Source organism: Agromyces laixinhei (assembly GCF_006337065.1).
GTDB classification, from domain to species: Bacteria; Actinomycetota; Actinomycetes; order Actinomycetales; family Microbacteriaceae; genus Agromyces; species Agromyces laixinhei.
Window position 1 is genome coordinate 2,789,914 of the sequence record NZ_CP040872.1, and the last position, 13,917, is coordinate 2,803,830.

At 71.5% G+C, this 13,917-nt stretch carries 12 protein-coding genes and 1 riboswitch; of the genes, 7 read left to right on the forward strand and 5 right to left on the reverse strand.

The genetic code is table 11. The features are described from left to right. Positions 1-93: 93 nt before the first annotated feature. Complete coding sequence (locus FHG54_RS13195) at positions 94-381, forward strand: hypothetical protein (protein WP_139417677.1); 288 nt, start codon at positions 94-96, stop codon at positions 379-381. Between the two features lie 22 nt (positions 382-403). On the opposite strand, the gene gcvP is transcribed toward FHG54_RS13195, so the two are convergent. The 5 genes from gcvP to FHG54_RS13220 all read right to left on the reverse strand — a co-directional run bounded on the left by gcvP (position 404) and on the right by FHG54_RS13220 (position 7,735). Beyond that, the gene (gene gcvP, locus FHG54_RS13200) at positions 404-3,292 is read right to left on the reverse strand and encodes an aminomethyl-transferring glycine dehydrogenase (protein WP_139417678.1); all 2,889 of its coding nucleotides are present in this window, start codon (positions 3,290-3,292) and stop codon (positions 404-406) included. 15 nt (positions 3,293-3,307) lie between these two features. Next, positions 3,308-3,679: a glycine cleavage system protein GcvH gene (gcvH, locus tag FHG54_RS13205; protein WP_139417679.1), complete on the reverse strand. Its 372-nt coding sequence runs from the start codon at positions 3,677-3,679 to the stop codon at positions 3,308-3,310. Between the two features lie 32 nt (positions 3,680-3,711). Further along, complete coding sequence (gene gcvT, locus FHG54_RS13210) at positions 3,712-4,902, reverse strand: glycine cleavage system aminomethyltransferase GcvT (protein ID WP_139417680.1); 1,191 nt, start codon at positions 4,900-4,902, stop codon at positions 3,712-3,714. A gap of 164 nt (positions 4,903-5,066) precedes the next feature. Continuing rightward, positions 5,067-5,161: riboswitch (glycine riboswitch) on the reverse strand. 63 nt (positions 5,162-5,224) lie between these two features. Continuing rightward, complete coding sequence (locus FHG54_RS13215; protein ID WP_233437915.1) at positions 5,225-7,195, reverse strand: multicopper oxidase family protein; 1,971 nt, start codon at positions 7,193-7,195, stop codon at positions 5,225-5,227. Positions 7,196-7,246: 51 nt separating this feature from the next. Further along, complete coding sequence (locus FHG54_RS13220; RefSeq protein WP_139417682.1) at positions 7,247-7,735, reverse strand: DUF6220 domain-containing protein; 489 nt, start codon at positions 7,733-7,735, stop codon at positions 7,247-7,249. Between the two features lie 254 nt (positions 7,736-7,989). On the opposite strand from FHG54_RS13220, the gene FHG54_RS13225 reads away from it, so the two are divergent. The 6 genes from FHG54_RS13225 to FHG54_RS16390 are packed head-to-tail and all read left to right on the forward strand — an operon-like array spanning position 7,990 to position 13,737. After that, positions 7,990-8,691, forward strand: coding sequence for an NUDIX hydrolase (locus FHG54_RS13225; RefSeq protein WP_139417683.1), 702 nt, complete (start codon positions 7,990-7,992; stop codon positions 8,689-8,691). Further along, entirely contained in the window at positions 8,688-10,025 is a 1,338-nt protein-coding gene (nadA, locus tag FHG54_RS13230) for a quinolinate synthase NadA (protein ID WP_232333731.1), read from the forward strand. Before FHG54_RS13225 ends, nadA begins: the two co-directional genes overlap by 4 nt. A gap of 1 nt (position 10,026) precedes the next feature. Further along, positions 10,027-11,589: an L-aspartate oxidase gene (nadB, locus tag FHG54_RS13235; protein ID WP_139417685.1), complete on the forward strand. Its 1,563-nt coding sequence runs from the start codon at positions 10,027-10,029 to the stop codon at positions 11,587-11,589. After that, positions 11,589-12,443 (forward strand): carboxylating nicotinate-nucleotide diphosphorylase, encoded by an 855-nt coding sequence (gene nadC / locus FHG54_RS13240; RefSeq protein ID WP_139417686.1) that lies wholly within the window; start codon positions 11,589-11,591, stop codon positions 12,441-12,443. Before nadB ends, nadC begins: the two co-directional genes overlap by 1 nt. Next, complete coding sequence (locus FHG54_RS13245; RefSeq protein WP_139417687.1) at positions 12,440-13,585, forward strand: cysteine desulfurase family protein; 1,146 nt, start codon at positions 12,440-12,442, stop codon at positions 13,583-13,585. The genes nadC and FHG54_RS13245 overlap by 4 nt, the downstream gene beginning before the upstream one ends. Further along, positions 13,582-13,737 carry a hypothetical protein gene (locus FHG54_RS16390; RefSeq protein WP_157002424.1) on the forward strand — a complete coding sequence of 52 codons (156 nt, stop codon included), beginning with the start codon at positions 13,582-13,584 and terminating at the stop codon, positions 13,735-13,737. The genes FHG54_RS13245 and FHG54_RS16390 overlap by 4 nt, the downstream gene beginning before the upstream one ends. Positions 13,738-13,917: the final 180 nt, after the last annotated feature.

Genomic DNA, 13,917 nt, shown 5'->3' on the forward strand with positions numbered 1-13,917 from the left:
TGAGAAATTCGAGAGAACCTCAGTGTACTCCCGGGGGTTGCGAACGGGGTGGCCCGGATCCGCCGATTCGCGAGGCTCGCGAGGCTCGCGAGCATGGAGGAGTCCTCAGTCGAGGGCACAGGATTGAACGGAACCATGCTCCTCGCCCAAGCCCTCGCCGTGGGCCTCATCGCGGCCCGCGCGACCGACCGCCGCTTCGGCATCGACCGGGCAGCACGACGAGAGGCGCAGCGCCGCGAAACCGAGGTGCTCGCGGCCGAACGGCGCTTGCGCGCGCCTCGCGCCAGGCGACACACCCTTTCTCAGGAACCGCCCCCCGAAATCGCACTCTTCTCAGGAGAAACGGGCCGGTTTCAGCCGAACCGGCCCGAAGACTCCTGAAAAAAGTGGATGCGGGGTGAGGTCAGGCGAAGGCCTCGATGGGCGGGCAGGCGCAGACGAGGTTGCGATCGCCGTAGGCCTGGTCGACGCGGCGCACGGGCGCCCAGTACTTGCCCCGCACGAGCGAGTGCACGGGGTAGACCGCCTGCTCGCGCGTGTACGGGTGCGTCCACTCCCCCGTGATGACCGACTCCGCGGTGTGCGGCGCGTTCACGAGCGGGTTGTCGTCGGCAGGCCACTCACCCGAGGCGACGGCATCGGCCTCGGCCTTGATCGCGACCATCGCCTCGACGAAGCGCTCGAGCTCTGCCAGGTCCTCCGACTCGGTCGGCTCGACCATGAGCGTGCCCGCGACGGGGAACGACATGGTCGGCGCGTGGAAGCCGTAGTCGACGAGGCGCTTCGCCACGTCGTCGACGCTCACGCCCGTCGCGGCCGTGAGCGGGCGCAGGTCGAGGATGCACTCGTGCGCGACGAGGCCGTTGTCGCCCGTGTAGAGCACCGGGAAGTGCTCGCGCAGCCGCGATGCCACGAAGTTCGCCGCGAGCACCGCGGTCGCGGTCGCCTGCTTCAGGCCCTCCGAGCCCATCATTCGCACGTACGCCCACGAGATGGGCAGGATCGACGGGCTGCCGTACGGCGCGGCAGAGACCGGTCCGCCGCCGTGCACGAATCCGCCCGAGTGGTCGGCACGCTGCGCCATCGGATGCCCCGGCAGATACGGCGCGAGGTGCGCCTTCGCCGCGACCGGGCCGACGCCGGGGCCACCGCCGCCGTGCGGAATGCAGAACGTCTTGTGCAGGTTCAGGTGCGAGACGTCGCCGCCGAAATCGCCGAACCGCGCAAAGCCGAGCAGCGCGTTGAGGTTCGCGCCGTCGACGTAGACCTGGCCGCCCGCGTCGTGCACCGCCTGCGCGATGTCCTTCACCTCGTGCTCGTACACGCCGTGCGTCGACGGGTAGGTGATCATGAGCGCGGCGAGGGTCTCGGCGTGCTCGGCGATCTTCGCCCGCAGGTCGTCGAGGTCGACGTTGCCGAGCGCGTCGGTCGCGACGACGACGACCCGCATGCCGGCGAGCACTGCGGATGCCGCATTGGTGCCGTGCGCGCTCGAGGGGATGAGGCAGACCGTGCGCTCGTCTTCGCCGTTGGCGTGGTGGAAGCCGCGGATCGCGAGGAGGCCGGCGAGCTCGCCCTGACTGCCCGCGTTCGGCTGCAGCGACACGGTGTCGTACCCCGTGACCTCGGCGAGCCAGGTCTCGAGCTGCTCGATGAGGCCGAGCGACCCGACGGCGTCGGCCGCTGGCGCGAACGGGTGCAGGTTCGCGAAGGCGGGCCAGGTGACGGCCTGCATCTCGGTGGCCGCGTTGAGCTTCATGGTGCACGAGCCGAGCGGGATCATGCCCCGGTCGAGTGCGTAGTCGCGGTCGGCGAGCTGCTTCAGGTACCGCATCATCTGCGTCTCGGACTGATGCGTGTTGAAGACGGGGTGCTCGAGATAGGAGGAGGTGCGTCGGAGCGCCTCGGGGATGGCGTTCGGCAGCGAGCCGCTGCCGGCACGGAACGGCGCGTCGTCGAATCCGAAGGCGCGAACGACCGCCTGCAGGTCTTCCCAAGTGGTCGTCTCGTCGACGGAGACCTGCACGGTCGCGTCGTCGGCCTCCCACACGTCGATGCCCAGCGCTCGGGCGCGCTCGACGACGTGCTTCGCAATGCCCGGCACATGCACGCGGAGGGTGTCGAAGTAGGCGTCGTGGGCGACGTGCTGCCCGATCTCCTCCAGCCAGCCGGCGAGCAGGCGCGCTTTCGCGGCGACCTGCGTCGCGATGTGGCGGATGCCCCGGGGCCCGTGGTACACCGCGTACATCGACGCCATCACCGCGAGCAGCACCTGCGCGGTGCAGATGTTCGAGGTCGCCTTCTCGCGGCGGATGTGCTGCTCACGGGCCTGCAGGGTGAGGCGGTACGCCGGCGCGCCCGCGACGTCTTTCGAAACGCCGACGAGGCGCCCGGGCAGCTGACGCTCGAGCCCCGCGCGCACGGCCATGTAGCCGGCGTGCGGGCCGCCGAATCCCATCGGCACGCCGAAGCGCTGCGAGGTGCCGACGGCGATGTCGGCTCCGAGCTCACCGGGGCTCGTGATGAGTGCGAGCGCGAGCAGGTCGGCGGCGACGACGACGAGGCCGCCCTGCGCCTTCGAAGCCGCGATGACGGATGCCGGGTTCCACACGCGGCCCGAGGCGCCCGGGTACTGCACGAACAGACCGAAGTGCTCGCCGAGGTCGGCGACATCGGTCGCTTCGCCCAGGTCGGCGACGACGAGCTCGATGCCCACCGCCTCGGCGCGCGACTCGAGCAGCGCGAGCGTCTGCGGAAACAGGTCGGCGTCGACGATGAAGCGGTTGGACGTCGACTTCGATGCGCGCCGAGCGAGGAGCATGCCCTCGACCACCGCGGTGCCCTCGTCGAGCATCGACGAGTTCGCGGTGTCGAGCCCCGTGAGGTCGCACACGAGGGTCTGGAAGTTGATGAGCGCCTCGAGCCGGCCCTGCGAGATCTCGGGCTGGTACGGAGTGTAGGCGGTGTACCAGCCGGGGTTCTCGAGCACGTTCCGCTGGATCACCGCGGGTGTCACGGTGCCGTAGTACCCGAGCCCGATCATCGAGGTGCGAACGGTGTTCTGCGAGGCCAGCGAGGCCAGTTCTTCGAGCGCCTCGCGCTCGGTCGCCGCGGGGGGGATCGCCGAGTTCAGCACATCTCCCATGCGGATCGACGTGGGCACCGCGGCGGCCATGAGGCTATCGAGCGAGTCGTAGCCGAGCTCGGCGAGCATGAGCCCGTGGTCGCTCGGGCTGGTGCCGATGTGGCGTCGCCCGAAGGCGTCGAGGTCGAAGGCGGAGGAGACGGTCATGTGGTTCTGCGGTCCTTACTCGCCGACGAGGGCGCGGTACTCGTCGTGCGTGAGAAACGTCGGAAGGCTCGAGGTGGCCACCTTGATGAGCCAGCCCTCGCCGAACGGGTCGCTGTTGACGAGCTCTGGCGCGTCGACGACGGCCTGATTGGCCTCGACGACCTCGCCGTTGACGGGGGCGAAGAGCTCGCCGACCGATTTCGTCGACTCGATCTCGCCGACGACGGTGCCCTCGGTGACCGTCGTGCCGGCCGCCGGCAGGTCGACGTAGACGACGTCGCCGAGCTTGTCGGCGGCGTAGTCGGTGATGCCGATCGTGGCGACGTCGCCGTCGACGGCGATCCACTCGTGTTCTTCGGTGTAGTGCAGTGCGGTCGTGTCGGTCATGGCGTGCTCCTTGCGATGAGTTGGTTGCCGAGTCAGGCGGTGCGCTTGTAGAAGGGGAGGGCGACGACGGATGCCGCGACGCGCGTGCCCCTGACGTCGACGTAGAGTTCGCGGCCCGGTTCGGCGGCGTCGGGCGCGACGAACGCCATGGCGATCGGGTGGCCGAGCGTCGGCGACAGTGCCCCGCTCGTGACCACCCCGACGCGGGCGGCCGAAGCGTCGGCACCGTCGAAGACCTCGTAGTCGGCGCGTGCCGCGCGGCGGCCCTCCGCGGCGAGGCCCACGAGCACCGGGGCATCCGCTGCAGGCCCCTGCTCGATGGCCTCGCGGCCGACGAACGCATCGGGCTTGGCGAGCGCGACGACACGGCCGAGACCGGCCTGCACGGGCAGGATGTCGCGACTCAGCTCGTGCCCGTAGAGCGGCATGCCCGCCTCGAGGCGGAGCGTGTCGCGGCTCGCGAGGCCGCACGGCGTCACTCGCGGCCCCCCGGTCTCGGCGAGCGCCTCCCACAGTCGAGCAGCACGCTCGGGGGCGAGGTAGAGCTCGAAGCCGTCTTCGCCGGTGTACCCGGTGCGTGCCACGAGCACGGGTTCGCCCTCGAACGTGGCGGGGAAGGCGCGGTAGTACTTGAGGGCGTCGAGCTTCGCGTCGAAGTCCGCTTCATCGTTGCCCGGCCCGTCGACGCCGAAGCCGGGGGTCTCGAGCAGCACCGATCGCGCGTCGGGTCCCTGAATGGCGATGAGCGCGATGTCGTCGCTCTCATCGGAGACGATCGTGTCGAAGCCCGCCGCGCGAGCGCGAAGCTCTTCGGCGACGACCGCGGCATTCGAGGCGTTCGCGACGACCATGAACCGGTCGTCGCCCGTGCGATAGACGACGAGATCGTCGATGATGCCGCCGTCATCGGCGAGCAGCAGCGAGTATTTCGCCTGCCCGATCTCGATCGCCGAGAGCCGGCCCGCGAGCGCATGGTCGAGGGCAGCGGCCGCACCCGGCCCGATGAGCACGATCTCGCCCATGTGCGAGAGGTCGAAGAGCCCGGCGGAGCTCCGCACGGCACGGTGCTCGGCAAGGTCGCTCGAGTAGCGCACTGGCATCTGCCAGCCGGCGAAGTCGGTGAAGCTCGCGCCGGCCGCGCGGTGCACGGCGTCGAGCGGGCTGCGCCGCTCGGAGACGTCGGCGGATGCCTCGGGGCTTGCGGTACCGGGTTCGTTGGTCACGAGAGTTCTCCAGACGTGCCGGCGCGAACCGGCGTGGTCACGGTCGCGGAAGCGACACCGTGTGGGAACTCCCCCTCTGTCATGAGCCTGAGAGTTTCACGCGATCGCGCTTTCACCGTGGGCGGGAGGCCGCAGGCGTGCGGATTCCACTTTTCAGAGCGGCCTCTGTCATCGCGGTGTAGTGACCTGAGAGATTGGCGGGGAGGCTTGCTCCTTCGGTGCCGGCTCGAACTGCTGCCGGCTCTCCCGCGACGCGTCGATGGCCCGGTATGAGATTGTGCTCCGATCCTAGCAGCGGGGCACCGGATGCCGCGTGGCTCTCTCACTCCGGACGATTCGCGTGTGCGCCCCCGTGTTCGAACGGCGTCGTGACACCCGTATAGGCGAGCGACATCATCATGCCCTGCGCGGCGTGCTCGAGGTCGTGGCAGTGGTCCATCCAGATGCCGGGGTTGTCTGCGCGGAGCGCGAGCTCCCAGACCTCACCCGGCCTCACGTCGACCGTGTCGAGCCAGAGCGGCGCCCCCGTCGCGGCCTCTCCGTCGCGAGCGAGCACGAGCACGTGGTGGCCGTGCACGTGCATCGGGTGCACGTCGAAGCCGCGATTGGCGACGGTGATGCGCATGAGGTCGCCCTCGTGCACGACGAGCGGCTCGATGTGCGGGAAGACCTGCCCGTTGACGGTGTATGCGTAGATCGGCGCACCGCCGACGAACCGCGGCATGCGGTCGAGCACGAGCACGCCCTCGGCGGTGAACGGTCCGAGCTCGGGCCGGGCCGCGTCGCCGTAGGCGAGCAGATCGAGCTCCGGTGCGGCCTCGATCTCCGAGGGCGCCCCCTCCGAGGTCGATGTCGCGTCGTCGCCGGGCGGCACGAACGAGATCACGGATGCCTCGGAGGCATCCGTCTCGAAGCGCACGGGCGCTTCGGGCATCGTGAAGACCAGGTCGGCGCGGGCGCCCGCGCCCAGGCGCAGCGCCTCGCCCCGCACCTCGGCGCCGCCCTCGACATCGAGGCCGTCGACCGCCGAGATGCGGAACGGCGCACCGGCGACGAGCACTCGCAGGGGCGAGCGATCGGTGTTCGCGACCCGGAGCCGCACCGTGCTGCCCGGCTCGGCGTCGATCTGCTGCGGCCCGTCGATCTCGCCGAGGAACACGGCGCCGCCCAGCGTGTGCACCGGCACCGAGAGATCGAGGTCTTCGGCGACGCCGCCCGCGGGTTCCACGACGAGCATCCCGTAGAGACCGCGCCGCACCCCCTCCGATCCGGCCTGGTGCGTGTGGTACCAGTACGTGCCGGCGGTGTCGGCGACGAACCGGGAGGTGAAGGTGCCGCCGGGCGCGACCGCGTTCTGGGTGACGCCTGCGACGCCGTCTTCGCCGTTCGGCACGTCGTAGCCGTGCCAGTGCAGGGTGACGCCGCGCTCGATGTCGCGGTTCGCGAGGGTCGCCTCGACGAGATCGCCTTCGGTGACGCGAAGTTCCGGGCCGGGCAGGGAATCACCCCCGAAGCCCCACGCCTCGACCGAGTCGCCGCCCGCGAGTTCCACCGTGTGATGTGCAGCCGTGAGTTCGAAGCGACGCACCTCGCCCGGGGCATCCGCCGGTGTTCGGAGCGTCTCGACCGAGCGGGAGGCGACGGCGCCGTCGTTCGCATCGACCACGGCGGCGGCGCCGTGCCCGTGCCCAGTGCCCGCCTCGAGGGTCGGCGCGGCGGTGTCGGAGAGCCACGACCAGCCGATGCCGGCGACGAGCAGGAGCGCCAGGAACCCCGCGAATCCGGCGACCGCACGCCGGCCGCGATGCGCGAGGAGCGCCCAGGTGAGACCGGTGCCGAGTGCGACCGCTGCGAAGAGCAGGAGCGCCGCGACGGGTTGCGGCGGGTAGCCGATGAGCCAGGTGGCGAGCGCCGCGGCGGCCATCGCGTAGCCGCCGCCGAGCACCAGCGTGCGACCGGCCACGGGCCGCCGGCCGGTGAGCCACCACACGAGTCCGAGCACTCCGGCCGCGAGCCCGATGAGCTGGAGCGGGAGGGCGATGACGATCTTCTCGCCGGCGAACCACCAGCCTCGGCCGGCGAGCACCAGCGCGAGGGCCACGGCGCCCGCGAGAGCGAGGGTGCCGCCCGCGACGAACGCGAGCACCGGCATCCGCTCACGGGGAGTGCGTGCCGATCGCCGACTCCTCGGCGTTGCGTCATCCGGCGCCGGCCCGACGGCGCTGAATCCGGCGGCGAGCCAGAGTGCAGCGCCGGCCAGGCCGGCGACGGCTTGCAGCAGCAGGAGTGCCACGTTACTCAAGAGAGAGGATCCTCGCTGCCTGGACCTTCGCCCCGTGACGGATCAGGCGCGCGGAGCGGTGACGGTGTCATCGACCGGGCCGGTGCCGTCGACGGCCGAGTCGCCGGGCTTCGCCGGTGCACCCTCGCGCACGAGCCGGTGGGCGCGCACGATCATCAGAACGCCGAGGAGCAGCACTGCCGTGCCGATCACGCCGTGGAGCGACAGGAACAGGGTTGCGCTGAGCGGCACGGGCTCGCCGGGCCCCTCGAGGCCGAAGATCACCCCGGTGAGGATGAACAGCACGGTCTGGAAGAGGATGAGCACGAGCGGCAGCACGCTGAGCCAGATCGTGCGCTTGCCCGCCCGCGCGAGCGCGGCGCTCACGATCAGCAGGATCGCGAGGATCGGCAGCACGATGCGGCCGTTCGTGCCGTGCCAGGCGAAGAGCTCGTCCTCTGGGTTCGAGAACACCCCGACGGCGGCGAAGTAGAGCTGGAGGACGACGGCGGCGGTGAACAGCCACGCCACGATCTGGAACAGTTTGCGCATCAGGCGATTCCTCTCAGGAATGACCGGCGCACACCGTGAACGCCGGGACTGCACCATGCTGGCGCCCGTAGGGCGGCGTCACCTCAGTGGTAGTACCGATGTCATCGCCGCGGCGATCCCCCGTTCGGGGTACGCAGACACCCCTCGACCGGCTCAACGCCCGCGCCGGGACGACTGGCGTTCTGGTCACGCTGACTGTAAGCTGCCGTCGGACCTGGTTCGAGTCAGATTGACTCGAAGATCGGAGGTGATGGATGCCACCGCACGACGCCGCCGCTGTGCGCCTCGCCGTCTCGACCGTGATCTTCGCGCTGCGCCCCGACAGCTCGGGCCGGCCGGTGCTCTGGACCCCGCTCGTGCGCCGCACCCGCGACCCGCAGCTCGGTCTCTGGGCACTGCCGGGCGGCTGGCTGCCGCCCAACGAGGAACTGGAGGCCGTGGCCGCACGCACGCTGCGTCTCACGACCGGCCTCGCGCCCACCTATCTCGAACAGCTCTACACCTTCGGCGAGGTCGACCGCTCCCCCGGCGTCCGCGTGGTCTCGGTCGTCTACTGGGCACTCGTGCAGAGCGACGAGGCCGCTCGCGCCGTCGCTGGGCCGAACGTGCGCTGGGTGCCGGCCGACACGCTGCCCGCGCTCGCCTTCGACCACAACCGCATCGTGGAGTACGGCCTCTGGCGTCTGCGCACGAAGCTCGAGTACGCCCAGATCGCGCACGCCTTCCTCGGCGAGACCTTCACGCTCGCCGAGCTGCGCGAAGTCGTCGAAGCCGTGCTGCAGCGCCCGCTCGACCCGGCGAACTTCCGCCGCACGATGCTCGCCTCGGGCCGGCTGCGAGAGACCGGCGAACGAATGGCCGGCGCCCGGCACCGGCCGCCGAAGCTCTATCGCTACGAGACCGCCGCCGCGGCGCAGACCCGTGAACCGTTCATGAAAGAGAGGCCGGCATCGTGAACCCCACGACCGAGCAGACCAGAGCCGCGGCATCCGTCGACCGCACCATCAGACTGATCACGGCCGGGGCCGCCGCCGGCGAGTCGTGTTCGCCCGAGCTCGCCAAGGGGCCGTGGGAGTTCGACGCGGGCCCCGTCGCCTACGGTCCGGGCTCGTCGATGAGCGACGTCATCCCGACGGGATCGCCGCGCCAGGGCGCCCTTCCCGAGGCGTACCGCACGGCGTCCGCCGATGAACTGCACGCACGCATCCGCGCCGCGAAGGCGACGCTCGGCGACCGTGTCGTGGTGCTCGGCCACTTCTATCAGCGCGATGAGGTCATCGAGCACGCCGACTTCGTCGGCGACTCGTTCCAGCTCGCGAACGCCGCACTCACCCGGCCGGAGGCCGAGGCGATCGTCTTCTGCGGGGTGCACTTCATGGCCGAGACGGCCGACCTGCTCGGAGCGCCCGGGCAGGCCGTGATCCTGCCGAACCTCGCCGCGGGCTGCTCGATGGCCGACATGGCCGACGAGAGCTCGGTCGAAGAGTGCTGGGAGCAGCTCGAGTCGGTCTACGGCGACCTGACGGCGGTCGACGCCGACGGCAGGGTTCCCGTCATCCCGGTCACGTACATGAATTCCTCGGCCGCGCTCAAGGGCTTCGTCGGGCGACACGGCGGCATCGTCTGCACCTCCTCGAACGCCCGCACCGTGCTCGAGTGGGCCTTCGAGCGCGGGCAGCGGGTGCTGTTCTTCCCCGACCAGCACCTCGGTCGCAACACTGCGAAGGCCATGGGCGTGCCGCCCCGGCAGATGCCGATGTGGAACCCCCGCAAGGCGCTCGGCGGCAACGGCGCGGGCGAACTGGGCGAGGCCCGCGTCATCCTCTGGCACGGCTTCTGCTCGGTGCACCGGCGCTTCACGGTCGACCAGATCTCGCAAGCGCGCATCGACCACCCCGGCGTGCAGGTCATCGTGCACCCCGAGTGCCCCATGCCGGTCGTCGATGCAGCGGATGCCGCCGGCTCGACCGACTTCATCGTGAAGGCGATCCAGGCCGCGCCGGCCGGCTCGACCTTCGCGATCGGCACCGAGATCAACCTCGTGCAGCGCCTCGCGGCCGAGCACCCGCAGCACACGATCTTCTGCCTCGATCCCGTGGTCTGCCCGTGTTCGACGATGTACCGCATCCACCCCGGCTACCTCGCATGGGTGCTCGAGGAACTCGTCGAAGGCCGCGTCGTCAACCGCATCACGGTCGGCGACGAGGTGGCGGAGCCGGCGCGAGCGGCACTCGAGCGGATGCTCGCGGCGAAGCCGCCCGTGGCCGCGCAGCCGGTCGCCGGAGCCTGAGATGGCACGCGTGCTCGTGATCGGCGGCGGCATCGCCGGGCTCTGGGCTGCGGTCAAGGCCACCGATGCCGGGCACACGGTCGAGCTCGTCACGAAGACGGAGCTCGCCGAGGGCAACACGCGCTACGCGCAGGGCGGTATCGCCGCGGCGCTCTTTCCCGACGACTCGGTCGAGCGCCACTACGCCGACACGATCGAGTCCGGCGCGGGCCTCGCCGATCCGGCAGCCGTGCGGGTGCTCGTCGAGGAGGGCCCCGACCGGGTTCGCGACCTGATCCGCTTCGGTGTCGCGTTCGACCGGGGCGAGTCGGGTCTCGAGCGTGGCCTCGAGGCCGCACACTCGCGCGCGCGCATCCTGCATGCCGGAGGCGATGCCACCGGGGCCGCGATCGAGCACGCCCTCGTCGGCACGGTGCGACGCCGCGCCGTCGCGATCGACGAGCAGACGATGCTCGTCGACCTCATCGTCGAGGGCGGCCGCGTGGTCGGCGCACGACTGCTCGCGGCATCCGGAGCACTCATCGAACGCCGCGCCGACGCGGTCGTGCTCGCGACCGGCGGCAGTGGATGCCTCTATCGGCATACGACGAACCCGGCCGTGGCGACCGGTGACGGCGTGGCCGCAGCCTGGCGTGCCGGCGCGCGCGTCGCCGACCTCGAATTCACCCAGTTCCACCCGACCGCACTCGCCGCACCGGGCACGCCGCTCATCTCCGAAGCCGTGCGCGGCGAGGGCGCGGTGCTGCGCGATGCGAGCGGACGCCGCTTCATGCTCGACGTCGACCCGCGCGGCGAGCTCGCTCCGCGCGACGTCGTGGCCCGTGCGGTCTGGCGGCGATCGCTCGAGCAGGGCGGAGCGCCCGTGCTGCTCGACGCGACGGCACTCGGCGGCGAGATGCTCGCACGGCGCTTCCCCGGCCTCGACGCCGTCGTGCGCGCCGCGGGCTTCGACTGGGCGCGCGAACCCGTGCCCGTGACCCCCGCCGCGCACTACGCCATGGGCGGCGTCGCGACCGACCTCGACGGGCACACGAGCCTGCCTGGCCTCTTCGCGATCGGTGAGGTCGCCCGCACCGGTGTGCACGGGGCGAACCGGCTCGCGTCGAACTCGCTGCTCGAGGCGGCCGTCTTCGCCGAGCGCGCCGTACGGGCCCTCACCACCGGAACCACCGGAACCACCGGAACCACCGGAATCACCGGAATCACCGGAGCGTCGGAGTGCCGCCTCCTTCCGGACCACCGCGAGGTCGGGGGTTCGGCGAGCGCTTCCGGCTGTTCCGGCGCATCGCCGGTCGACCGCGAAGAGCTGCAGCGGCTCATGTGGCGCTGCGTCGGGCTCGAACGCGACGAGGCGGGGCTCTCCGAGGCATCCGCTCGACTCGAAACCTGGCGCGCACCCGAACTGCACGACCGATGCAGTGCCGAAGATCGCAACCTGCTCGATCTCGCACGACTCACCGTCGCAGCCGCACGCGCTCGTCGCGTGAGCTGCGGCGCGCACTTCCGCACCGACGATCCCGCGGTCGCCCCGCTCCCCGCCCAGCTCGACCGAGAGGCCGCCTGATGACCGACGCGCGAGAGATCGACCGGATCGTGGGGGCCGCCCTCGACGAGGACGCCCCGTGGGGCGACCTCACCTCCGAGACGCTCATCCCCGCCTCCGCCACCGCGACCGCCGAACTCGTGACGCGCGAGGCCGGCGTGCTCAGCGGCATCGAGGTGTTCGCAGCGGCGTTCCGGCTCGTCGACCCCGCGGTCGTCGTCGAGCGTCTCGCGACCGACGGCGAACCGTTCGAACCGGGCGCGGTGCTCGCCCGGGTCAGCGGCCCGGCCCGCGGCATCCTGCGCGCCGAACGCGTCGGTCTGAACCTCGTGCAGCGCATGTCGGGCATCGCGACGCTCACCGCCCGCTACGTCGCCGAGACGGCCGGCACGCGAGCGCGCATCGTCGACACGCGCAAGACGACGCCGGGGCTGCGCAGCCTCGAGCGCCAGGCGGTGCGCGACGGCGGCGGCCGCAACCATCGCCGCTCGCTCTCCGACGCGGTGATGGCGAAGGACAACCACCTCGCGGTGCTCACCGCGGGCGGTCACGACCTCGCCGCCGCGCTGCGGGAGGCACGCGATCGGATGCCCCACACCGCCCACCTCGAGGTCGAGGTCGACCGGCTCGAACAGGTCGAGGCCGTGCTCGCCGGCGGCGCCGACACCGTCATGCTCGACAACTTCACGCCAGACGAACTGCGGGCGGGCGTCGCGCTCATCGCCGGGCGCGCGGTCGTCGAGGCCTCCGGCGGCGTCTCGCTCGAGACCGTGCGCGAGATCGCCGCGACGGGCGTCGACGTGATCTCGGTCGGCGCCCTCACGCACTCGGTGCGCTCACTCGACCTCGGCCTCGACGTGGTGGTCGAGACGTGATCTTCCTCGACCATGCGGCGACGACGCCCGTGCGCCGGGAGGCACTCGAGGCGATGTGGCCGTTCCTCGCGGGGTCCTTCGGCAACCCCTCGAGCCACCACGCGCTCGGCGACGAGGCGTCTCGCGCACTCGCCGCCGCGCGCGCCAGTGTCGCCGCGGTCGTCGGCTGCCGCCCCGGAGATGTCGTCTTCACGAGCGGCGGCACCGAGGCCGACAACCTCGCGGTGAAGGGCCTCGCCCTCGCGAACCCACGCGGGCGTCACCTCGTGATCTCGCCGATCGAGCACGAGGCGGTGCTCGAGTCCGCAGCGTACCTGGCGCGCGTGCACGACTTCGAGATCTCCGAGGTCGCGGTCGACGCCGGCGGCCGCGTCACTCCCGAGGCGCTCGCCCGGGTCATCCGGCCCGACACCGCCCTCGTCTCGGTGCAGCTCGCGAACAACGAGATCGGCACGGTGCAGCCGATCGCCGAGCTCGGCGCCGTCGCGCACGCCGCCGGAGCGCTCATGCACACCGACGCCGTGCAGGCGGCAGGCTGGCTCCCCCTCTCGATCGACTCGCTCGGCGTCGACGCCCTCTCGCTCGCCGGCCACAAGGTCGGCGCCCCGAAGGGCACCGGGGCGCTCGTCGTGCGCGGCCGGCTCCAGCTCGAGCCGGTGCTGCACGGCGGCGGGCAGGAACGCGGCCGCAGGTCGGGCACCGAGAACGTCGCCGGTGCAGTCGCGTTCGCCGCCGCGCTTCGGCTGGCCGAGGCGGAGCGAGCGGATGCCGCAGCCCGCGTCGCCGCACTCGGCGCCGAGTTCACCGCCCGGGTGACGGCCACGGTGTCAGCCGCGCAGACGACCGGAGATCCCGAGCACCGCCTGCCGGGCACGGTCTCCTTCGTCTTCCCGGGTACGAGCGGCGAGGCGGTGCTGCTCGAACTCGAACGCGACGGCGTCATCTGCTCGAGCGGCTCGGCGTGCGCCGCGGGCAGCGACGAGCCCTCGCACGTGCTCACGGCGATCGGATTGCCGGCCGAGCTCGCGCAGACGGCGGTGCGGTTCACGCTCGGCGCTGCGACGACGGCCGACGAGCTGACGGATGCTGCGGCATCCGTCGCTCGTGCCGTGTCGGCGGTACGCGGTATCCTGGCAACATGAGCGATTCGACACCGGCCCGCGACGACGCGACGCCTGAAGCCGACGAAGCCGCTGAGCAGCGTCTCGAAGACGAGCTCGCTCCCGAAGAGGAGCTGCTGAGAGGCCTGCTCCCCGATCCGGCTCCGACCGACGGCCCGGCACCGGCCCCGTAGGCCGTCCGACCAGGCCGGCCGCCCGACCGGGATTCCCGCCCGACCTTCGCGAGCCGGTACGCGCGGTTCCATGCGTTCCGATCGATGTCGGAATCCGGGAATAGCGAGTCACCCGGCACGGGTTGACCAAACGTACTCGACGCAATTCCCCGGCGCAGCTGTGCGCTGACTTCGATTGGA

Bases quoted from the DNA above. Each gene is read 5' to 3' on its own strand.
- FHG54_RS13195 (WP_139417677.1), top strand. From the start codon at position 94: ATGGAGGAGTCCTCAGTCGAGGGCACAGGATTGAACGGAACCATGCTC.
- gcvP (WP_139417678.1), bottom strand. From the start codon at position 3,292: ATGACCGTCTCCTCCGCCTTCGACCTCGACGCCTTCGGGCGACGCCAC.
- gcvH (WP_139417679.1), bottom strand. From the start codon at position 3,679: ATGACCGACACGACCGCACTGCACTACACCGAAGAACACGAGTGGATC.
- FHG54_RS13220 (WP_139417682.1), bottom strand. From the start codon at position 7,735: ATGCGCAAACTGTTCCAGATCGTGGCGTGGCTGTTCACCGCCGCCGTC.
- FHG54_RS13225 (WP_139417683.1), top strand. From the start codon at position 7,990: ATGCCACCGCACGACGCCGCCGCTGTGCGCCTCGCCGTCTCGACCGTG.
- nadB (WP_139417685.1), top strand. From the start codon at position 10,027: ATGGCACGCGTGCTCGTGATCGGCGGCGGCATCGCCGGGCTCTGGGCT.
- nadC (WP_139417686.1), top strand. From the start codon at position 11,589: ATGACCGACGCGCGAGAGATCGACCGGATCGTGGGGGCCGCCCTCGAC.
- FHG54_RS16390 (WP_157002424.1), top strand. From the start codon at position 13,582: ATGAGCGATTCGACACCGGCCCGCGACGACGCGACGCCTGAAGCCGAC.